This is a genomic window from Adhaeribacter pallidiroseus (assembly GCF_003340495.1).
GTDB lineage: Bacteria > Bacteroidota > Bacteroidia > Cytophagales > Hymenobacteraceae > Adhaeribacter > Adhaeribacter pallidiroseus.
Window position 1 is genome coordinate 1 of the sequence record NZ_QASA01000001.1, and the last position, 21,020, is coordinate 21,020.

16 protein-coding genes are annotated in these 21,020 nt (G+C 42.5%); 13 read left to right on the forward strand and 3 right to left on the reverse strand.

The window, feature by feature from the left end; genetic code table 11:
* From dnaA to AHMF7616_RS00030, 6 genes are all read left to right on the forward strand, one after another.
* On the forward strand, positions 1–1,425 hold a 1,425-nt coding region (gene dnaA, locus AHMF7616_RS00005; RefSeq protein WP_115371012.1), incomplete at its 5' end, for a chromosomal replication initiator protein DnaA.
* A gap of 21 nt (positions 1,426–1,446) precedes the next feature.
* Positions 1,447–1,875 (forward strand): RrF2 family transcriptional regulator, encoded by a 429-nt coding sequence (locus AHMF7616_RS00010; protein ID WP_115371013.1) that lies wholly within the window; start codon positions 1,447–1,449, stop codon positions 1,873–1,875.
* Positions 1,876–2,105: 230 nt separating this feature from the next.
* Positions 2,106–4,970: a TonB-dependent receptor gene (locus AHMF7616_RS00015; RefSeq protein WP_115371014.1), complete on the forward strand. Its 2,865-nt coding sequence runs from the start codon at positions 2,106–2,108 to the stop codon at positions 4,968–4,970.
* A 205-nt stretch (positions 4,971–5,175) separates the two neighbouring features.
* Entirely contained in the window at positions 5,176–5,715 is a 540-nt protein-coding gene (locus AHMF7616_RS00020) for a hypothetical protein (RefSeq protein WP_115371015.1), read from the forward strand.
* A 235-nt stretch (positions 5,716–5,950) separates the two neighbouring features.
* The gene (locus AHMF7616_RS00025) at positions 5,951–6,586 is read left to right on the forward strand and encodes a peroxiredoxin (RefSeq protein WP_115371016.1); all 636 of its coding nucleotides are present in this window, start codon (positions 5,951–5,953) and stop codon (positions 6,584–6,586) included.
* Positions 6,587–6,858: 272 nt separating this feature from the next.
* Entirely contained in the window at positions 6,859–7,755 is an 897-nt protein-coding gene (locus tag AHMF7616_RS00030) for a sulfite exporter TauE/SafE family protein (protein WP_233507217.1), read from the forward strand.
* 198 nt (positions 7,756–7,953) lie between these two features.
* Here the strand turns inward: AHMF7616_RS00030 and AHMF7616_RS00035 are convergent, their stop codons facing one another.
* Both AHMF7616_RS00035 and AHMF7616_RS00040 read right to left on the reverse strand, forming a co-directional pair.
* Positions 7,954–8,451 carry a hypothetical protein gene (locus AHMF7616_RS00035; RefSeq protein ID WP_115371018.1) on the reverse strand — a complete coding sequence of 166 codons (498 nt, stop codon included), beginning with the start codon at positions 8,449–8,451 and terminating at the stop codon, positions 7,954–7,956.
* Positions 8,452–8,512: 61 nt separating this feature from the next.
* Entirely contained in the window at positions 8,513–8,950 is a 438-nt protein-coding gene (locus AHMF7616_RS00040) for an OsmC family protein (protein ID WP_115371019.1), read from the reverse strand.
* Positions 8,951–9,162: 212 nt separating this feature from the next.
* Here AHMF7616_RS00040 and AHMF7616_RS00045 point away from each other — a divergent pair, with 212 nt between their 5' ends.
* The 5 genes from AHMF7616_RS00045 to AHMF7616_RS26135 all read left to right on the forward strand — a co-directional run bounded on the left by AHMF7616_RS00045 (position 9,163) and on the right by AHMF7616_RS26135 (position 14,956).
* Complete coding sequence (locus AHMF7616_RS00045) at positions 9,163–10,659, forward strand: GH3 auxin-responsive promoter family protein (protein ID WP_115371020.1); 1,497 nt, start codon at positions 9,163–9,165, stop codon at positions 10,657–10,659.
* 43 nt (positions 10,660–10,702) lie between these two features.
* A complete protein-coding gene (locus tag AHMF7616_RS00050; protein WP_115371021.1) occupies positions 10,703–11,857 on the forward strand; it encodes a 1-deoxy-D-xylulose-5-phosphate reductoisomerase in 1,155 nt (384 codons plus the stop codon).
* 91 nt (positions 11,858–11,948) lie between these two features.
* Complete coding sequence (rseP, locus tag AHMF7616_RS00055) at positions 11,949–13,274, forward strand: RIP metalloprotease RseP (RefSeq protein ID WP_115371022.1); 1,326 nt, start codon at positions 11,949–11,951, stop codon at positions 13,272–13,274.
* A gap of 17 nt (positions 13,275–13,291) precedes the next feature.
* Positions 13,292–14,434 (forward strand): LysM peptidoglycan-binding domain-containing protein, encoded by a 1,143-nt coding sequence (locus AHMF7616_RS00060; RefSeq protein ID WP_115371023.1) that lies wholly within the window; start codon positions 13,292–13,294, stop codon positions 14,432–14,434.
* A gap of 93 nt (positions 14,435–14,527) precedes the next feature.
* Positions 14,528–14,956, forward strand: coding sequence for a hypothetical protein (locus tag AHMF7616_RS26135; RefSeq protein WP_147275579.1), 429 nt, complete (start codon positions 14,528–14,530; stop codon positions 14,954–14,956).
* A gap of 78 nt (positions 14,957–15,034) precedes the next feature.
* Here AHMF7616_RS26135 and AHMF7616_RS00070 read toward each other — a convergent pair whose 3' ends face one another.
* On the reverse strand, positions 15,035–17,023 hold the full coding sequence (locus tag AHMF7616_RS00070; protein ID WP_115371025.1) for an OmpA family protein: 1,989 nt from the start codon (positions 17,021–17,023) through the stop codon (positions 15,035–15,037).
* A 393-nt stretch (positions 17,024–17,416) separates the two neighbouring features.
* On the opposite strand from AHMF7616_RS00070, the gene lon reads away from it, so the two are divergent.
* Complete coding sequence (gene lon / locus AHMF7616_RS00075) at positions 17,417–19,912, forward strand: endopeptidase La (protein ID WP_115371026.1); 2,496 nt, start codon at positions 17,417–17,419, stop codon at positions 19,910–19,912.
* 36 nt (positions 19,913–19,948) lie between these two features.
* Entirely contained in the window at positions 19,949–20,989 is a 1,041-nt protein-coding gene (gene porQ / locus AHMF7616_RS00080) for a type IX secretion system protein PorQ (protein ID WP_115371027.1), read from the forward strand.
* Positions 20,990–21,020 lie beyond the last annotated feature (31 nt).

Sequence of the window (21,020 nt, forward strand, 5' to 3'; positions counted from 1 at the left end):
ATGATTAAAGACTGTACGACAGTATGGAAAAACTGTCTGCAGGTGATAAAGGACAGCATAGGGGAGCAGAGCTACAAAACGTGGTTCGAGCCTATCGTGCCTTTGTTGCTGAAAGACAACGTACTGACGATCCAGGTGCCCAGTCAGTTTTTTTACGAATGGCTGGAAGAGCATTATGTTAGTCTGCTCAAAAAAGTTATTTACCAGGAGCTAGGGAACGAAGGCCGGCTGGAATATTCGATTATCGTGGATCGGGGCAACGATTTTAATAAACCGCAAACGGTAAATATTCCGACCAAAAAAGTACCCACGGCTATTTCTAATTCATACCATCCGGAGCAACATTTTTTAAAAAATCCGTTCGAATCCAAAACCATCGACCGGAATTTTTTTAATTCGCAGTTAAACGGTTCTTATAATTTTGATAATTACATCGAAGGCGATTGCAACCGGCTGGCCCGTTCGGCGGGTTACGCGGTAGCTGCCAAACCCGGTACTACGTCTTTTAACCCCTTAATGGTATACGGCGGCGTGGGTTTAGGCAAAACGCACCTGGTACACGCCATCGGCAACCATATTAAAAGTACCTGGCCCGAGAAATTTGTACTGTACGTTTCGTCGGAGAAATTCGTTAATCAGTTTATCGAGTCATTAAAAACCAATTCGGTTCAGGATTTTGCGAACTTTTACCTGCTCGTTGATATCCTGATTATTGATGACGTGCAGTTTTTGAGCGGGAAAGAGAAAACCCAGGAAATGTTTTTCCATATTTTCAACCACCTGCACCAGTCCGGCAAACAAATCGTGATGACTTCGGACTGCGCACCGCCGAAGTTAAAAGGTTTGGAAGAGCGATTACTTTCCCGGTTTAAATGGGGCTTAACCGCCGATTTGCAAAGTCCGGATTTTGAAACCCGCATGGCCATTATTCAGAAAAAAATGCAGGCCGATGGCATTGATATTCCGAATAACGTAATTGAGTACCTGGCTTATTCCGTGGATACCAACGTACGGGAACTGGAAGGCGTACTGATTTCGTTAATTGCCCAATCGTCGCTGAACCGCAAAGAGATTGACCTGGAATTGGCTAAAAATGCCTTAAAGCACATTATTGAAGACGTAGAAACCGAGGTAAACCTGGATTTCATTCAAAAAACGGTAGCCGAATACTTTGATGTAACCCTGGACTCGTTGAAAGCCAAGACCCGGAAGAAAGAAATTGTAACGGCGCGGCAGGTGGCGATGTATTTTGCCAAAGAATTTACCAGTCATTCTTTAAAATCTATTGGTTACCATTTTGGTGGCCGGGACCATAGTACCGTTATTCACTCGGTGCAAACCGTTTCGGATTTAATTGATACAGATAAAAAATTTAAAGCATCGATACAAGAACTACAAAAGAAATTTAAAGTGAAAACCGGCTGATAGCCGGAATTAGGAACTGATATGCTTTCAAAAAAAGCGAAATACGCTCTAAAAGCCCTCTTATACCTCACCAAAAACGCCGATAAAGGCCTCATTCTTATTTCGGATATTTCCGAGCGGGAACGTATTCCCCGTAAATTCCTGGAAGCTATTCTGGTAGATTTAAAAACCCAGGGCTTGCTGCAAAGTACCCGCGGTAAAAATGGCGGCTACGCTTTAGTAAAAGATCCTTCGCAAATTTCCGTGGGCAACGTTATCCGCATGATCGACGGCCCGCTGGCTCCTATTCCCTGCGTGAGTCATTTGTATTACCGCAAATGCGACGAGTGCGTTGACGAAATAACCTGCGAAATCCGGATTGTGATGAAAAAGGTGCGTGATTCTACTGCCAACATTCTGGATACTACCTATCTAACGGACCTAGAAAAAATGAATACCCTGGTAGCTTAAAAAAAAGATTTGGCTCTTTCAAAACTTCTTGCGTTATTTGTCTACAAATTCTATAGACAATGCCTTTAACTACTTGCTGCCATCTATCTTGCCTAACGGAAACAAAACTGTTTTATACCTGTTTAGGTGCTTTGTTTTACAGATCTGTTTAGCATTAAACGCAGCAAAATAACTAAAATTTTAAAAAAACTTCTGTACCACCTCACCAATCCTGCTTTTACCTTTAACCCATGAAAAAAACTTTTTTACTCCTTTACGTTCTGCTTATAGCTGTGCTAACCACCTATGGTCAGGAGAATAATATTATTGAAATTACGGGCCAAGTAACCGACCAGGAAGCCAAAGATCCTTTGCCCGGGGTAAGTGTCTACGTAAAAGGCACCGTTACCGGCACTGTAACCAATAATGCTGGCGATTTTTCTTTGCGTACCCGGTTACGGTTTCCATTTACTTTAATTTTTTCTTCGGTGGGCTTTCAGCAGCAAGAGTTTGAAGTAAAAGGAGTCGGCTCTAAATTGAATGTAGCTATGGTTACCCAAACCGTACTGGGTAAAGAAGTAGTTATTACGGCTTCGCGGGTAGAAGAAAGTATTTTAAAGTCACCGGTAGCTATTGAAAAATTAGATATCCGGGCGATAAAAGATACTCCGGCCCCCAGTTTTTACGATGCTCTGGAAAACGTAAAAGGCGTGCAGATGACCACTTCCAGCCTTACCTTTAAAGTGCCTAATACCCGTGGTTTTAATATCCCGAATAACTTCCGGTTTATGCAATTGGTAGACGGCGTAGATATGCAAGCGGCCACTTTGGGCGTACCGTTGGGTAATGCTATTGGCCCAACGGAATTGGATATTGCCAGCGTAGAAATTACGCCGGGGGCAGCATCGGCTTTGTACGGCATGAACGCGATTAATGGCATGGCCAACTTAATTACCAAAAGCCCTTTCTTGCACCAGGGTTTAAGTGTTTACCAGAAAACCGGGGTAAACCACGTAGACGGCATCGACCACGACCCGAGCGTATTAACCGAAACAGCTATCCGGTACGCCAAAGCTTTTAACAACAAATGGGCCTTTAAAATTAACGGGAGCTACATGCGGGGTACCGACTGGCGATCTAACACCGCTACCGATCAGAACCCCAATAACTTAAATACGGCTAATCCTAGTTTTCCGGAACTGGCAGGTGCCAACAACCCGGCTTACGATGCCTGGAATAAATACGGCGACGAAAACAACAATGCGGTTACTTTAAGCGGCGTGCAGTATCAGGGTAAAAACCAAACCTTTTTGGTGCGGCGTACCGGTTATTGGGAACGCGATATTGTGAGCCCAATCGTAGATAATTTAAAATTTGATGCCGCATTGCACTACCGCTTAAACGAAAACGCCGAGCTTTCTTATGGTTACCGCATTGGTAAAATGGACGGGGTTTTTCAGCGCGGAAATAAAATTCAGCTGGATAACGTGCGGGTACAAAACCACCGGCTAGAGTTAAAAGGCACTAATTATTTTATCCGTGGTTACGCCTCCATCGAAAATACCGGCGATTCTTATAATGTAAAACCGATGGTGGACAACCTGGATATCACCGGTGGTGGTACCAATTCAGTGTGGGGTGGAAAATTTAAAACTGCCTTGCAAAACGAACTAAATAGCGGCGTTGACTTAGCTACTGCCATGCAGAACGCCCGCCAGTCGGCTGATCAAGGTCGGCCGGAACCAGGTACGCCGGCTTTCGAAAATTTAAAAAATACCATTCGTAGTATCAATAACTGGGACCATGGAGCTGTAATTGCGGGTGCACCGGCTACCGGTGGCGCTTGGTTAAGGCAAATGAGCCGCTTGTATCACGCCGATGCGCAGTACGACTTTGGTGATAAAATTAAATTTGTAAATGTATTGGTTGGTTTAGATGCCCGTTTGTACGAAATTATTCCGGATGGGAACAACTTCGTAGACTTTTCGCGGCCTATCGAAGAAAGAACATTGCCGGGCGGTAACAACGTGTATTACAAAAAAGTAGGCGGTTTTGGCCAGGTAACGAAAACGTTTTTCGACAACAAATTAAAATTATTCGGTTCGTTGCGTTTGGATTACAATCCGGAGTTTGATCCGAAATTAAACCCGCGGGTTGCCGCTGTGTATACGCTGTCGGATCAACATAATTTCCGGGCTTCGTTCCAGAATGGCTTCCGGTTCCCGTCTTTATTTGAGGCCTTGTCTTACGTAAATAACGGCAATGTGCGGCGCGTAGGTGGTTTATCGTATATTAACGAGGGCCTGGGTTATTTAGATAATTCGTATACTTTAAATTCGGTAAATACTTTTAATGCCGCCGTTAATAAAGACGTAACGGCCGGCTTAACCGCGAACGATGCCGCTTTAAAAAACCGGGCTTTGCTGGAAGCAACTAACTTATCTGCTACCCGGCCCGAGCGCATCAATTCATTTGAAGTTGGTTATAAAAGCGTGTTGCTGGATAACAAATTAGTAGTAGATATTGATGCGTATACCAACGAGTACAGTGGATTTTTAGGCCAGGTAGAAGTAGCCGTACCTGCTTCCGGCAGAGTAGGAACCGATGCGGGTGTAACCGATATGTTAGCCGCTAACCGGAGTAAACAAACCCGCTACCGGGTGTATACCAACGCCAAAAATACGTACAATAATTACGGCTCTTCCTTAGGAATTACGTATAACTTTTACCAGAAATTTACACTGGCTGGTAACGTAAACTATAATAATATTAAAACTAACGCCGAAAGGGATGTGTTTGTAACGGGCTTTAACACGCCAAAGTTTATTACCAATTTATCTGTTGGTAACCGCGAAGTTTTTAAAAATGTAGGCTTTAACGTGGTCTGGAAATGGCAGGATTCTTTCTTGTGGGAAAGCCCATTAGCCAACGGTACCGTACCGGCTTATCACACTTTTGATGCGCAGGTAACGTACCGGGTGCCTAAAGTAAACACCACTATTAAAGCGGGTGGAGCTAACATCTTTAACCAGCGCTACATTCAGTACGCCGCTGGCCCAACCATTGGTGGTTTGTATTATGTAGCCATAACTATCGACGGATTGTTAAATAAATAAGCCGATTGCTCCGTTTAGTATTTGATTGAACAAAATCAGAGATTATTGGTTTTATAACCCAAGATGATAAAGAGCCCTATGCAAGTTTTTAAAATCGAAAGCTGTTGTTACATGTGTTGTTGTAGCTAGTGGCCGGACCGGAGTAGATGAACGGTGCTGGCTGTAATGAGTTAAAACTATTTTTCTACTTTAAAAACTTTGCCGCATGAAAGCCATTACCTCTTTATATTCCAATGCCCTTGTTTCCGAAAGCAATTTCCGGAGTTCTTCTGATAAATTACGTACTTATCCGGCGGCGGCCGCTAATGTTATTTCGGTTCTGATGACTACGCCCGCTAAGCCTAAAATTACGGTACTTAAAAACAGTCATTTAGTAGAACTGCAAAAGCTAACGAAATCGTTGCGCGCGCAGGTGCGCAATTCGGTAGCGCTAATTAAGTTTCTGCACGCCAAAAAAGTAGATTATACCGGAATCGAAACGGAACCAGCAAGTAAGCAAAACGCATTTGGTGAAAGCTTAACGTTCCGGTTTTCAACCGATCCGGAAGCTTTTTATTTGTTTGCCGATACCTTGCTCCGGAAAAGTTATTTTTTACATCACCACGCCGAAGTAGATCCGGACAACCAATTGCTGAAAGTACGCGTGGCCGAAAGCCGTTTGCCCGAACTGGAGCAGGAACTGAGTATTGTGTTCGAAAATATAAAACCAATAAATTACCTTGAGACTTATTTGCTACGGAAATAACCGGTGAAATTTAAAAAAGCAAGCAGCAAATATTACCTCGATCGGATTTAGTTTATAATTATTTAGTAACAGGCTGGTAGCAGGCCTTTACATGTGCTGCGTTTTAAAAATTGGGGTGTTGTTAAAAATTATATTTTATTTAGCGATTTTCAGAAAGTAGTACTTTCTGCACGGGTTAATTTTAATGGACAACATCTAAATAATCCTTTGTTTTACCTTTAACAGATAAAAAACTATGGCTTTACGATTAGGGGATTTAGCTCCCGATTTTACAGCAGAAACGTCGCAAGGCGTTATCCATTTTCATGAGTGGCTAGGCGATAGTTGGGCCGTTTTCTTTTCGCATCCGCGCGATTATACCCCGGTTTGTACCACTGAACTGGGAGCCGTAGCGCGCATTAAAGACGAATTTGATAAGCGCAATACCAAAGTAATTGCCGTTAGTGTAGACCCCGTCGACTCGCACGCCGGTTGGATCAAAGATATTAACGAAACCCAGGATACCACGGTAAATTTCCCACTTATCGCCGACCCAACCAAAGAAATTGCCAACCTGTACGATATGATTCACCCGAACGCCAGCGACACCGCTACCGTGCGAACAGTTTTTGTGATTGGGCCAGATAAAAAGATTAAATTAACTCTAACGTATCCGGCTTCTACCGGTCGCAATTTCGCCGAGATTTTACGGGTTATAGATTCGTTGCAGCTAACGGCCAATTACAGCGTTTCCACGCCGGCTAACTGGGAAAACGGTCAGGATGTTATTATTGTGCCCGCCATTGCAACCGAGGATATTCCGGCCAAATTCCCGAAAGGTCATACCATTATTAAACCTTATCTGCGAACTACGCCGCAGCCAAATTTATAATTCAATTGTTTTTTTAAATAAAGTAGCGGCTCCGACCGCTACTTTATTTTTAATTATTAAACCTTAGTTGCTGTATTACAGTAATTTGTATTTTCATTCCGCATTTATACCCCGTTTTATACGCCCATGTTCCGGAAATTCCGGCTTTGCATCCAAAAATTTAAAAAAACAGCTTTACTCCTTAATTAACTTGTATGCTTTTACCTACTAATCCATCCGGTAATAATAAAACGGAAGTTAAAACTGGAGTAACAACTGTATTACCAACCCCTATGAGTGAAACGGAAAAACCAGCAAAGCAAGGTCGTAAATTACTACGCTATGCGGGATGGGCTTTATTTCTGGCAGTTGGTTTATTTCTTTTGAGTCAAGTACCGGTTCGCCATTCCGCTACTATTTACGATTTACTGGCCCAAAATATTACTTCCGAATTTTTTCTGTATATGCTAGGGGGCTTTATCGCCCAGATGGTAGATGGAGCATTGGGTATGGCTTACGGACTTACGTCTACTACTTTTCTGCTTTCGGTGGGTATTTCGCCGGCGGCCGCTAGTGCCAGCGTACACGCTTCCGAAGTTTTTACCAGCGGAGCTTCCGGGCTGATGCATTTAAAATTAAAAAATGTAAACCGCAAGTTGTTTACCTCCTTACTAATTCCGGGAGTAATTGGGGCAGGTTTAGGCGCGTATATTTTATCGGAACTCGAAAGTTATAACCACATTATGAAGCCGTTAGTGGCCGGTTATACCTTAGTTTTAGGGGTTTTAATCATTATTAAAGCCTTTAAACCCAACCGTAAAAAGTTAAAAGAGAAATTAATTCCGCCTTTAGCGGTATTTGGCGGATTTATGGACTCGGTGGGCGGCGGTGGCTGGGGACCGATTGTGTCTTCCACGTTAATTGCAGGTGGTCATCCGCCGCGTTTTACCATTGGCTCCGTTAACTTAGCCGAGTTTTTTATTGCCTTGGCCAGCTCTCTCACCTTTTTTACCATGATCGGTATTCATCATTGGCAAATTATTGCGGGTTTAATTTTAGGCGGCGTTATTGCGGCACCTATTGCGGCTAATTTGTCGAAAAACTTGCCCGTAAAAGGGTTGATGATTTTGGTGGGAGTGCTGGTTATTCTGGTAAGTATCCGGATTTTATTTCTGGCTGTAGGAGTTTGATTTTTCTTTCTTTTACCTGATAAAACAGAACGGAAGGTGCTTTTGTACTTAAATGAAGCATTTCATACTAAATAGAACGCAGTAGGTTGCTATGAAAACCACGGCTTACTATTCGTTTGCATTGTAGTGTAAGAGAACAAATCCGGAAGTAAAGACATATCTTCAATCTCTGCCTTCTTTGTATCCACTTTGCTTAAATTAATAAGAATTATTCGCTGAAACCGGCCCTTCGGTTAAATCAAAATCAAACTTAAGCGCCATAATATGCAGTTGTTCTTTGATTTTTTTTAAATTTTTACGGCGGCTGATGATCTTTAAATCAATAGTATGCCTTTCGCCGTTTTTTAAAAGCAAGCGTAACGATAGTGGAGCAATGTGCAATTCGGCTACTTCTTCGAAAGAAAAAATGGTTTTGGGCTTGAAATGTCCGCGCTTCAGCACAATATAATCCGGAGTAATTTCGAAGTACGATTGGGTGCCAAATACAGGGGTATTCTGGGCTAAGATATATAGCAAGTAGCCAACGGCAAAAGTCAGGAAAACGTAATGAAAAAAATGGCTGTCGTTGGTAGGGCTTTCTGTAAATAACAGGAACAAGGCATAAATAATCCAGAAAAAAACTAAAGCTAACTGCACTCCAAACGAAAGCCGGGCATTTCGGGAGGGCCGCAATCCTACGCGTACCAATGATTTCATAGAAGAATTTTATTTACCAATAAGAAATTAGCGGCCGCTCATTGGGCCGCTAATTACCAGTTTATGCACTTTTTAAAGAAGCTTGCAAAGTAATATCCGGCACGCCGCCTAAAGCTTGCGAAATAGGGCAGCCTTTTTTCGCTTTTTGAGCGTGTTCCTGAAAGTCACTGTCGCTTAAGCCATTTACTTCGGCTTCGGTAGTAACATCGATCCGGGTAACAAAAGGACCGCCATCTTTACTGCCTAAAGTTACTTTGGCTGAAGTATTTATAGCCGTAGCCGGGCTGCCGGCTTGTTCGAGCAGGCTGCTCAAAAACATCGAATAACAGGCCGCTAATGCTGCGCCAATTAATTCTTCCGGATTGGTCCCATTCGGATCGTTCTCGAAACGAGTCCGGAAGGTATAGGGAGTATTTAACGCTCCACTCTCGGTAGATACCGTACCGTTGCCATTTTTTAAGCCGCCATTCCAGACAGCTTTACCAGTTGTAAATGCCATAGTTTTAGAGTTTGATTTGTCTTATGCTTAAGTACGCGATTTACTTAAAATATTTAAAAAAGCCAAGATAGGTAGCCGTAGCTCTTGCGTTATAAACCGTAGTTCTGGAAGTACGCAGTTCCGCCAAAGATGGTTAAAAACTAGCCGGTAATCGTTACAAGTACCAGCGAATATAATTACCTTTACCAACCGCAAAGCGTTTCACGTGATCTATGGGTATAAAAGCTGCTTTAAGTAAACCGTTTGCCGCCTACATGCACCAGCGCAACCAAGCCTGGATGCAACAACCGGCGCTGGCGCAGCAGAAAATATTTAATAATCTTATTCAAAAAGGCCAGCAAACTAAGTTTGGTCACGATCATTTTTTTAAAAATATTCGCACCCACGCCGATTTTACCCAGGCCGTACCCGTCCGCGACTACGAAGGTTTAGCGCCTTACCTGGAAAAAGTGAAAAAAGGAGAACCAGATGTAGTATGGCCGGGTAAACCCATTTACTTTGCTAAAACCTCGGGCACCACTTCCGGTACCAAATACATCCCGATTACCGCCGATTCTATTTCGAACCACATTAACGGCGCCCGCGATGCTTTATTAGCCTACGTGCACCAAACCGGTAAATCAACTTTTCTGGATGGTAAATTAATTTTCTTATCGGGTAGCCCGGAGCTCGATGAAGTAAGTGGCATTAAAACGGGTCGCTTATCCGGCATTGCTAACCACCACGTGCCCGCCTATTTGCGGCGCAACCAACTGCCCAGTTACCAAACCAACTGCATTGAGGATTGGGAAGAAAAGCTGGACGCCATTATTGCCGAAACCATCAACCAGCGCATGACGCTTATTTCGGGCATTCCGCCCTGGGTGCAGATGTATTTCGATAAAATTACCGCCCGCACCGGTAAAAAAATAAAAGACGTATTTCCGGATTTTTCCTTGTTTGTGTACGGTGGGGTAAATTTTGAACCATATCGCGCCAAGCTGATGGAAAGCATTGGCAAATCTATTGATTCCATTGAGCTTTTTCCGGCCTCCGAAGGTTTTTTTGCTTACCAAAACGAGCAGGACGATCCCGGGATGTTGTTGCTGCTGAACTCCGGCATATTCTACGAGTTTATTCCGGCCGCTGAATATTACAATGAAAATCCGCGGCGCTTACCTATTTCGGAAGTAGAAACCGGTATAAACTATGCTTTGGTAGTAAGCAGCAATGCTGGTTTATGGAGTTATTCTATCGGCGATACGGTAAAATTTACTTCTATCAACCCGTACAAAGTAATCGTGAGTGGTCGCATCAAGCATTTCATTTCGGCTTTTGGCGAGCACGTTATTGGCGAAGAAGTTGAAAAAGCTTTGCGGAATGCTATGCAAAAATTTAAGGAAGTAGAAGTAGTAGAGTTTACAGTAGCCCCTTACGTAAGCCAAACTGCCAGTAAATCGTACCATGAATGGCTAGTGGCCTTTGCTAAACCACCGCAGGATTTAGCTGCCTTTAGTCAGGAGCTGGACAAACAGTTACGGGCTTTAAACGTGTATTACGATGATTTAATTGTGGGCAACATCTTAACTCCGCTTCAATTAACGGCTTTGCCGCCGGATGCTTTTCAACGCTACATGAAAGATTTAGGTAAACTGGGTGGCCAAAACAAAGTACCCCGCTTAAGCAACGACCGGACTATTGCTGAAGCGCTGTTGCGCGTAAAAATTTAAAAAAGTTCTTTTATCAAAAGACCTATTTAATTAAAAAAGCAAATTGAAAAAAAGAATAGCGGTACTAGGCTCTACTGGTTCCATCGGCACCCAGGCATTAGAAGTAATTCAGGCGCACCCCGAAGCCTTTGAAGTAGAAGTACTAACCGCCCACAACAACGCCGATTTACTCATTACCCAAGCGCTGGCGGTAAAACCCAATGTAGTAGTGATTGGCCAAGAAACTTTGTACGATAAAGTTTTTGAAGCGCTGGATGCGCACAATATAAAAGTTTACGCCGGTAAAAACGCTTTAAATTCGGTGGTGCAAATGGATACTATTGATGTAGTATTAACCGCCATGGTGGGTTATTCGGGCCTGGAACCTACCATTAAAGCCATTGAAGCGGGTAAAAACATTGCTCTGGCAAATAAGGAAACGTTGGTGGTAGCCGGCCAGTTAATTACCGATCTGGCCCGCGCTAAAGGGGTAAATATTTACCCCGTAGATTCAGAACACAGTGCTATTTTTCAATGTTTAGTTGGAGAGTTTCATAATCCGATTGAGAAGATAATTTTAACCGCTTCCGGGGGACCGTTCCGAGGCAAAGGCCAACAATTTTTAAGTACGGTAACCCGCGAGCAAGCTTTAAAGCACCCGAACTGGGACATGGGCGCTAAAATTACCATTGATTCGGCCTCGCTCATGAACAAAGGCTTGGAAGTAATTGAGGCCAAGTGGCTGTTTCATTTGCAAAATCAGCAGATAGACGTAGTCGTGCATCCGCAATCGATTGTGCATTCGCTGGTGCAGTTTCAGGATGGATCATTGAAAGCCCAATTAGGTTTGCCCGATATGAAACTGCCTATTCAATACGCCTTAAGTTACCCCCACAGACTAAAAAACAGCTTTCCCCGTTTTAACTTCGTTGATTATCCGCAGCTAACCTTCGAGAAGCCCGATGTAGAAACTTTCCGCAATTTAGCACTGGCTTTTGCGGCCATGGAGCAGGGTGGTAATGCGGCTTGTGTCTTAAATGCTGCCAACGAAGTAGCCGTGCAGGCTTTTTTAGAGAAGAAAGTAGGTTTTTTGCAAATGTCCGACATAATCGAAAGTTGTCTGGCAAAAGTTGCTTATATTGCTCATCCGGCACTTACCGATTATATGGCTACCGATCAAGAAACCCGTCGGGTAGCGCAAGAAATGATTAAGTTTTAACTTTAAACGCCTAAATTTGTTTTTCAAGCGGCTCTGGTTTTTGTTTAGATATAGAGTAATAAAACCGCTAAAATTTTAATTATTTTTTTAAATGGATTTTTCTGAAATAGAATTTTTAGATCTTTTTGTTACAATCGCTCAATTTCTTTTGGGTCTTTCTTTTTTAGTGGCCATTCATGAATTTGGCCACATGTTAACGGCCAAATGGTTTGGTATGCGGGTAGAAAAATACGCTATCGGCTTTCCTCCCAAGATTATTGGGAAACAAATCGGCGAAACCGAGTACATGATTGGCGCGATCCCTTTGGGCGGTTTCGTTAAAATCTCCGGAATGGTAGATGAGTCTTTGGATACCAACATGTTAAACGAGCCACCTAAACCCTACGAGTTCAGGGCTAAACCTGCTTGGCAGCGCTTAATTGTAATGCTGGGTGGTGTTTTGGTAAACGTGTTGGCAGGTATTATCATATTTGTTTTATTGCTTTACATTTATGGCGAAAGGTACCTGCTGATTAATGATGCAACCTATGGCATAGTAGCAACTACGGTGGGCCAGCAAATAGGTCTTAAAGATGGGGACAAAATAGTAAAGGTTAATGGCAAAGCTATCAAAGAGTTTGATGAAATTAATAATCCGGACTTGTTGCTGGATAACGATCAAATCAATTACACTATTAACCGCGATGGTAAATTTATAGAAATTAAGCCTTCTGCTAATTTACTGAATGAGATTATAAAAGAAAACGAGCCAGTAGCAGCAGAGCGTAGCCCGTTCGTAGTTATCGATGTTACAAAGAAAAAAGCCATAAAAGCTGGTTTAAAAGCCGGAGATAAAATAGTTCAGGTAGCAGGGCAACCTGTTCAATATTATCATCAATTTTATAAGGCTTTACAAAGTAATAAAGGCAAAGTAACTAAAATTGTTGTAGAAAGAGGAAACCAAAATTTGGCCTTACAAGTGCCGGTAAATAAAAGAGGCCTTTTAGGTATAGAAGTAAAAAGCTTACTAAATTATAAGACAAGGCATTATACTTTTGCGCAATCCATCCCCAGAGGTGCTCAAAAAGCCTTTAATATTATTGTGCTTAATATTAAAGGCTTCAGTAAAATTTTCCGCGGCAAAATCAAAGCCAGTAATGCGGTAAGTGGGCCTATTGGTATTGCCAGTTTATTTGGTGGCTCTTGGGTCATGTTTTGGTCGTTAGTTGGCATGCTTTCCATGGTTCTGGCCTTTATGAACTTGTTACCTATTCCTGCCTTGGATGGCGGGCACGTCATGTTTTTAACCTACGAAATGGTAACGGGCCAAAAGCCTTCGGATAAATTTTTAGAAAATGCCCAGAAAGTGGGCATGGTGCTTTTATTAGGCTTAATGGTTTATGCCTTTGGCAACGATATCTATAAATTATTTACCTGATTTTAAATTAGAAAGCCATGCAAAGAAGGAGAAGGTACAGCGGGTGGCTGGTTTTTTTAATTTTTTTATCTTATCATCTGGTCCGAGCGCAAGCGCCAATTGCTGATTCGCTCCTAACAAGCAAAACAAAAGAGCTTACTGAGCAGCACTTAGTTCAACCCGGCGATACGTATTACCGCTTGGCAAAATTATACCAGGTGCCGGTAGATTCATTGATATCCTGGAACGGAGAAATTCTACCCGCAGGTAAATTCATTCGTGTGCGTCCTAAAGTTGCCAGTGATTTAACTCCAAGCTCCGAATCCGGGAGTAGCGCACCTGTATCGCCTACTAATGCTTTGTTTAAGTCTACCAAAAGTAAAAGTACGGTTGTTGCTGTTCCGCCTAATACTCCGGTTAGTACTACCATCACACCTGCGCCGGTAATTCATAAAACAGTTCAGCGGGTAATGGTGGTGCCGTTTGATCCGTACCTGTACTTTTCGGATGCCGATGAGGATATCGCCCGCCAATCGCGGGTGCCACGGCCCCAAGTACGTTATGGTTTCCGGAGCCGGCTAAGCGCTTTGCTAACGCCGCCTGGTTTTGAAACAATTAATTTATTACGGACTGGTACCAATAGAAATGCGGATTCGCTCCCCGAGATTTATAAATCTTTAAATTACCAGTACCGGAATGTTACATCTTCCAGGTTTAATCCTTTGCCCCCGAAGCAAAAAGCCATAATGTCTGGTCCGAAAACTTGGTTTTTAAAACAGAAAGAGAAGGCCGGCATCGCTACCGTACAAGAAGCAACGGTAGCGGCGGAGGGAGATAAGTACTACGGCGTAACTGTGAAAAGCCCAAATTTTTATACGTACTATAACAACCGCTACCAGCCCGATTATTATTTATTCATTAACCAGTTCGAAATCCATACCGATTATAGTAATTGTCTCGACCGAACTACGCAGGATTTTATTCGGGAGTTTACGGTTCATTACACCATTTTTGATGCGCAGGGTAATTTAATAGCCGGCAATAAAGTAAAAATACCGTACGTGTCGAATATGAATGATCTGGAGAAAATAAGCCGGGATAATTTAGGTAAGATAGCCCAACGCATTTTAGCCGATCTGCCACCCCCGCAAATTCCGGAATCGGAAGCCGCTCAGAATTAAATAATTTAAAAATTCTGATTAAATATTAATCTTTATTGAGGTAAAGAAGTTATAATCCCTTGTTGGACATAATAATGACATAAAAGGAATATAATGGATAACAAATCAGTAGTTACAATTTTAAATATTATTGCTGCTTCTGTAACTATCTATTCTACAGTCCCAGTTTTTGACTATTTCTCAAACTCTAGTGGCGGATGTGATGGCGGACTTTGTGCCTATGGAATAATATTCGGTGCAATTTGTTTTGTTTTAGTATTACTTATTTTCTCATCTCACTGGTCATTTACTATTAAGGGAGTAAAGAAATTACAAGAATTAAAAATGGAAGGAATGAATATGTTTTTAATCTCCTTTATCTTTTCTTTATTGATTTTACCATTTGGTGAGATGTTCTCTAAACCAAAAATTATATATCTGCTTTCAATTAATTTAATAAATTTTATGGGACTGATTTATTATTTTAATAATATGCCTAAATCTTCTTGGTTTGAAAATTGGTTTGGCTTTAAAAAGAAATAAAATTACTATGCCCAATCATACCTAAAGCACACTAAAGCGTACCTTAGCCAGGGCGGTAGATTGGTTTAAATACTTTGTTTATTCTTTCAAATTAGCAGGTTCTGGTTTTACTAATTTAAACTCCACACGCCGGTTAATCTGCCGGTCTTCTTCGGTTTGTTCTTCGCGTAAGGGCTCCGAACTGCCATAACCCCAGGCTTGCACCCGGTCGTCCGGAATTTTGCCTTTTTGCTCAATGTATTTTTTAATGGAATCAGCGCGTTTCTGCGATAATTCGGTATTAAACTCCGGGTCGCCGCTCGCATCGGTATGACCACCAATTTTTAATGTAAAAGTAGGATGATCAGCCAGAAACAAGACAATCCGATCAAGTATTGGTTCCATAATGGGTTTAATGTCCGATTTGCCTTCGTCGAACTCAATATTTTTAAAAATTAAAGGTATTTTATAGTTAATAGCCGACGTCATAATTTTGAGTACCGTATCCTGTTTCAAATCAATTTCTTTCTCTACGCTAAAAAAGTCGGGGCTCTGGATGAGAAGCATGTAGCGGTTCTGGTCAATTAAATCAAAATCAAAAGAACCATCGTTGCGGATGTACTTGGAGGCTACTTCAATGCCGTTGGTTAAATCAATTACCGAAACAATACCAGCCAGTGGGGAGTTGGTAACCGAATCCACGAGCGTACCTTCCAGGCGGGTTACCGCTAGGGGTTGCGCTTCCATGGGCAGCGGAAAAGAATATAAATCCAGATTTTTTAAATCGTTGGCCTCGGAGCGGGCATAATACAGGTTCTCGGATTTGCCATCGATGGTAAAATAATATTCGCTACCTTTGCCATTTACCAGTGGGCCAATATTGCGCGGTTCTTGCCACCGGCCATTCACGCGATAGGTTTTGTAAATATCAAAATCACCGTTATTTAGTAATTGCCCCCGCGAACTAAAGTATAATACTTGGTATTTCGGGTGAAAAAACGGGCTTACTTCGCTTTCGCGGGTATTGATGACCGGTCCCATGTTTTTAGCGGGTCCCCAGCGGCTATTTTTCTGTTTGGCGGTAAAATAAATGTCGGAAGTACCAAAGCCACCTAAGCGATCCGAAGCAAAATACAAAGTGTCTTCGCTCCGGGATAAGGTTGGTTGCGAATCCCAGGAAGGGCTGTTTACCTGCATGCCCAGGTTTTTAATGTTGCCCCAGGTACCATCTTTCATTTTTTTGGCCACGTATAAATCACAATTGCCGTGGCAGTCGCGGCAATCGCAGCGGGCAAAATACAAGGTTTGGCCATCTTTGCTCAAGCAAGCGGAGCCTTCGTTGTAAGTGCTGTTAATGGGCTTGCCAAACGATTTGGCCTTTTCCCAGTTACCATTTATGTTTTCGGTATAAAATAAATCTTCGTTATAGCCCGAGTTAATGGAAGGACCGCGGTTGCGGCGCGAGGTAAAAATTAAATTGTTGGTGTTGGCATTCATAGTGGGGCCATAATCTTCGTACTTAGAGTTAACATCCGGACCCATATTGGTATACACGCCTTTAGGCGGCTGAAAAGTATTAACGGCTTTGCGGTACTCTACCAGTTCATAATAAAAATTTAAAGGCAAGTACAACGATTTACTTTTGGCTTCCAGCGAATCGTAGTACAGCTGAATTTTAGTAATATCGGAGCGCGTATGTTTAAGAGCCAAGCGGTAAAAAGCTTTCGCATGATCCAGGTCGTTGGCTCGCTCGTATAATTGCGCTAAACGCCACAATAAAGAGGTATTGCGGTAAAAATTTTCGATGCCAAAGTTGTTGACGTAATTTCGGAGTAAAGGCAGGGCTTTCGCGTATTCTTTGCGTTTTTCGAGGCGGTTTATCGTTCTTAATTCTCGCCGGTTTTCAAAAAAAGAGATTTTATTCAGGTTAGGGAAGTCAATCACAACTTCGGCTTTAGGCTGGAACCGATGAGCCGTACTATCGCTACTTACTTTTCTTTTGAGCGAGAGTTTAGTTTGAGCCTGAACTGGCTCAAAAGTGCCGCAAAGTAAAACTAAAAATAAGTTAAATACAAAAATGCGACGCATACAACCAATTCAGCGTTTTCGGCACGTATATTCAATTAATTGATATTCAATTAGTCAAATATACCGTAAAATAATTCAAAACCACAACACTTATTAAATAGATATCTTGAATTAATTAAAATTTAAAAAAACAGTTAAGTAGGGATGACCAATTAGCTAGTAAACCAGGTTGTCTGGAAATAATACAAGAGTCGTATTGCTGCTTTCTACTACCGTTAGATTTGAGCCGATAGCCTGTAAAAAAGAATTAAAAAGAACAGCATTAATCTTTTTTAGAATAGTTTTTAAAATGGCAGGGCTTGTGTTGGCATAGGACTTGACAATTACTTATATTGATTTAAATTTACAATTCACTTCGCTGGTTGCTGTCAGTTTGGCACATCCCTGTACACTATGGATTATAACGCTGCTATTCTTCACGAGTTGTTTCTCGCTAATTCCCGGAGCGACGACCCGGAAGATATGATTTCTATTATTACTACTGAACCCGAAAACGACGACTTTGCTAGTAAAAAAATACCCGAATTGCTGCCTATTTTACCGGTGCGCAATACCGTTTTATTTCCGGGAGTGGTGCTGCCGATTACCGTTACCCGCAAAAAATCTATCCGGTTGGTGCGTAAAGCTTACCGCGGAAACAAAATACTAGGTGTAATAGCTCAGAAAAATACTAAAAGTGATGATCCTACTCTCGCCGATCTGTACGCGGTAGGTACCATGGCTAAAATCTTAAAAATGCTGGTGTTGCCTGACGGAAATACTACCATTATTATTCAAGGCCAAACCCGTTTTCAAATTAAAGAAGTAGTTCGCGAAATTCCTTATTTAACGGCTACGGTTAGTTATTGCCAGGAGTCCTTTCCGGCAAAGCCCAGCAAAGAAGTAAAAGCCTTGGTGCAGTCGCTGAAAGATGCCGCGGCGAAAATGTTGAAACTGAATCCGGAAATCCCCCAAGAAGCCCAGGTGGCGCTCGATAACATTGATTCGCCCAGCTTTTTAACGCATTTTCTGTCGTCGAATATCAACGTGGAAGTGCAGCAAAAACAATCGCTTCTGGAAATTAACGATGGGGTAGAGCGCGGTACCACCTTGCTGCAATTGATGCTGCGCGAAATTCAAATGCTCGAAATCAAGCACGAGATTCATAATAAAGTACACACCGATATTGACCAACAGCAGCGGGATTATTTCCTGCGGCAGCAAATAAAAGTTTTACAGGATGAGCTCGGTTTCGACGGCCCGGACCAGGAAATAGAACGTTTCCGGGAGGCCGCTAAAAAGAAGAAGTGGCCCGAAGCGGTAGCGAAACATTTTAACAAAGAAATTGAAAAATTAGCACGTTTAAACCCCGCCGCGGCCGAGTACCCGGTATCGGTAAATTACGTGGAATTTTTGCTGGAATTGCCTTGGGGCGAGTACACCCGGGATAATTTTAATTTAAAAAGAACCAAGAAAATTCTGGATGCCGATCATTACGGCTTGGAGAAAGTAAAAGAGCGCATTATTGAATATTTAGCGGTTTTAAAGCTAAAGAACGATATGAAAGCGCCTATTTTGTGTTTATACGGCCCACCGGGCGTAGGCAAAACGTCGCTGGGCCGTTCTATCGCCAAGTCTTTAGGGCGCAAGTATGTCAGAATGTCATTGGGTGGCGTGCGCGACGAAGCCGAGATCCGGGGTCACCGGAAAACCTACGTGGGGGCCATGCCGGGCAAAATCGTGAGCCAGATAAAAAAGATTGGATCAGCGAATCCGGTTATTGTACTGGACGAAATTGATAAAATTTCTTCCGATTTTCGGGGCGATCCTTCGTCGGCCTTGTTGGAAGTATTGGATCCGGAGCAAAACAGCACCTTCGTAGATAATTACTTAGAGGTAGAGTACGACTTATCAAAAGTTTTATTTATTGCTACCGCCAATGCTCTGGATACTATTCAACCGGCTTTGCGCGACCGCATGGAAATTATTGATATTACGGGCTACACCATCGAAGAAAAAACCGAAATAGCTAAAAAACACCTGGTACCGAAGCAAAAAGCCGAACACGGCTTAGAGCCTAAGGATGTTGTTTTTTCGGCGGCGGCCATTCAAAAAATTATCGAAGATTATACTCGCGAGTCGGGCGTACGGGGCTTGGAACGGAAAATTGGCGCCGTTACCCGGAACATTGCTAAAGCCAAAGCAATGGACGAAGAATTTAAAAAAATAATCGAGCCAGCCGATGTCGTAAAAATTCTGGGACCAGAAATCTTTGATAAAGAAATGTACCAGGATAACGATACCGCCGGCGTAGTTACCGGATTAGCCTGGACGTCGGTAGGCGGTGATATTTTGTTTATCGAATCTATCCTGAGCCGGGGTAAAGGTAAATTAACTTTATCGGGGCAACTGGGCGATGTAATGAAAGAATCGGCCATTACGGCACTTTCTTATCTGAAAGCACATGCTTTGGATTTGAGTATTGATTACCGGATTTTTGATCAGTACGATTTGCACATTCACTTTCCGGAAGGAGCCGTACCCAAAGATGGTCCTTCGGCGGGTATTGCTATTTTTACTTCAATTGCTTCGGTGTTTACCCAGCGCAAAATACGTTCGCATTTGGCTATGACCGGTGAGATTACCTTGCGGGGTAAAGTTTTGCCGGTAGGTGGCATCAAAGAAAAAATATTAGCTGCTAAACGGGCCGGTATAAAAGATGTGATTTTGTGCCAGAAAAACCGGAAGGATATCAACGAAATTCCAACTGAATACTTGAAAGACTTGCAAATTCACTTTGTAGATAAGGCGCCGGACGTGCTGCAAATTGCTTTACTCCAGGAAAAAGTAACTAATCCGTTAAACCTGGAACTGAGCGAACCTGTACCTCCCGTTCCGGCTGAAGTTTAGATTAAAAATTTAAAAAATGGTTCTAATCTGGAAGGAATGCCGATAAATTACCGAACCATTTTTACTTTTTTAATTTTTATACAAGCGTTTCCGGGCTGGAGCCAGGTAGGCAGCCGGCAAACTTTTTCTTTTTTAGATTATCCGGCGGGTGCTCGCTTAGCCGCTTTGGGCAGCATAAATGTTTCCTCACCCAGTACCGATGTTACGATGCTGCAGGCCAATCCGGCGTTATTGCAATCCGAGATGCATCAACACCTGGCGCTGAGCTATACCGATTACCTGGCCGATATTTCGTTAAGTTCCGTTTTTTACGCCGTCAATCATCCTAAACTTGGACAATGGGGAGCAGGATTACAGTATATGGGTTACGGTGCCTTCACCCAAACAGATCCAACGGGTGTAGCAACAGGTAGTTTTTCGGTGCATGATTATGTGTTAAGTGTTACACATGCTACTACCATTAAACCGTTTACTTTAGGAGGAACCCTGAAAATAGCACTTTCGGGAATTGCCGAGTATAAAGCGGTAGCGGCTTTGGTAGATTTAGGTGGCGTTTATAAACATCCGGAAAAAGAATTGTACATAGGCTTAGCGCTTAAAAATATTGGTTATCAGCTTAAAACATATACCGGCGAGAACCAGGAAGCCATGCCTTTTGACGCCCAGCTTGGGTTAACTTACAGGCCGGAGCACCTGCCTGTGCAATTATCGATAACGGCGCATCACTTGCAACAATTTAATATTAGTTACACCGACACCGCTCAAACCAGCCTATATCTAGTAAATGCGCCTGCGCAATCGTTTGGTGATAAAATAGCCCGGCATTTTGTGGTAAGCAGTCAGTTTTTACTCAGTAAAAATTTTAACGTGCTGTTCGGTTACAATCATTTACGCCGGCAGGAGCTGCGTCTGGAAACTAAATCAGGCGGGGCGGGTTTATCTGTAGGAGCTACCGTGCGAATAAAAACGTTTGAGCTAACTTTTACCCATGCGTATTACCACGTAGCGGGCGCGAGTAATGCATTTACGGTTATTTCTAATGTAGCGCCCCTTTTTAAAAAGAAAACTAAGGTTTAATCTGTTTTATTACTTTTGAATGTATAATTTC

Bases quoted from the DNA above. Each gene is read 5' to 3' on its own strand.
- lon (WP_115371026.1), top strand. From the start codon at position 17,417: ATGGATTATAACGCTGCTATTCTTCACGAGTTGTTTCTCGCTAATTCC.
- AHMF7616_RS00025 (WP_115371016.1), top strand. From the start codon at position 5,951: ATGGCTTTACGATTAGGGGATTTAGCTCCCGATTTTACAGCAGAAACG.
- AHMF7616_RS00020 (WP_115371015.1), top strand. From the start codon at position 5,176: ATGAAAGCCATTACCTCTTTATATTCCAATGCCCTTGTTTCCGAAAGC.
- AHMF7616_RS00035 (WP_115371018.1), bottom strand. From the start codon at position 8,451: ATGAAATCATTGGTACGCGTAGGATTGCGGCCCTCCCGAAATGCCCGG.
- AHMF7616_RS00045 (WP_115371020.1), top strand. From the start codon at position 9,163: ATGGGTATAAAAGCTGCTTTAAGTAAACCGTTTGCCGCCTACATGCAC.
- rseP (WP_115371022.1), top strand. From the start codon at position 11,949: ATGGATTTTTCTGAAATAGAATTTTTAGATCTTTTTGTTACAATCGCT.
- AHMF7616_RS00060 (WP_115371023.1), top strand. From the start codon at position 13,292: ATGCAAAGAAGGAGAAGGTACAGCGGGTGGCTGGTTTTTTTAATTTTT.
- AHMF7616_RS00030 (WP_233507217.1), top strand. From the start codon at position 6,859: ATGAGTGAAACGGAAAAACCAGCAAAGCAAGGTCGTAAATTACTACGC.
- AHMF7616_RS00015 (WP_115371014.1), top strand. From the start codon at position 2,106: ATGAAAAAAACTTTTTTACTCCTTTACGTTCTGCTTATAGCTGTGCTA.
- AHMF7616_RS00040 (WP_115371019.1), bottom strand. From the start codon at position 8,950: ATGGCATTTACAACTGGTAAAGCTGTCTGGAATGGCGGCTTAAAAAAT.
- porQ (WP_115371027.1), top strand. From the start codon at position 19,949: ATGCCGATAAATTACCGAACCATTTTTACTTTTTTAATTTTTATACAA.
- AHMF7616_RS26135 (WP_147275579.1), top strand. From the start codon at position 14,528: ATGGATAACAAATCAGTAGTTACAATTTTAAATATTATTGCTGCTTCT.
- AHMF7616_RS00010 (WP_115371013.1), top strand. From the start codon at position 1,447: ATGCTTTCAAAAAAAGCGAAATACGCTCTAAAAGCCCTCTTATACCTC.
- AHMF7616_RS00070 (WP_115371025.1), bottom strand. From the start codon at position 17,023: ATGCGTCGCATTTTTGTATTTAACTTATTTTTAGTTTTACTTTGCGGC.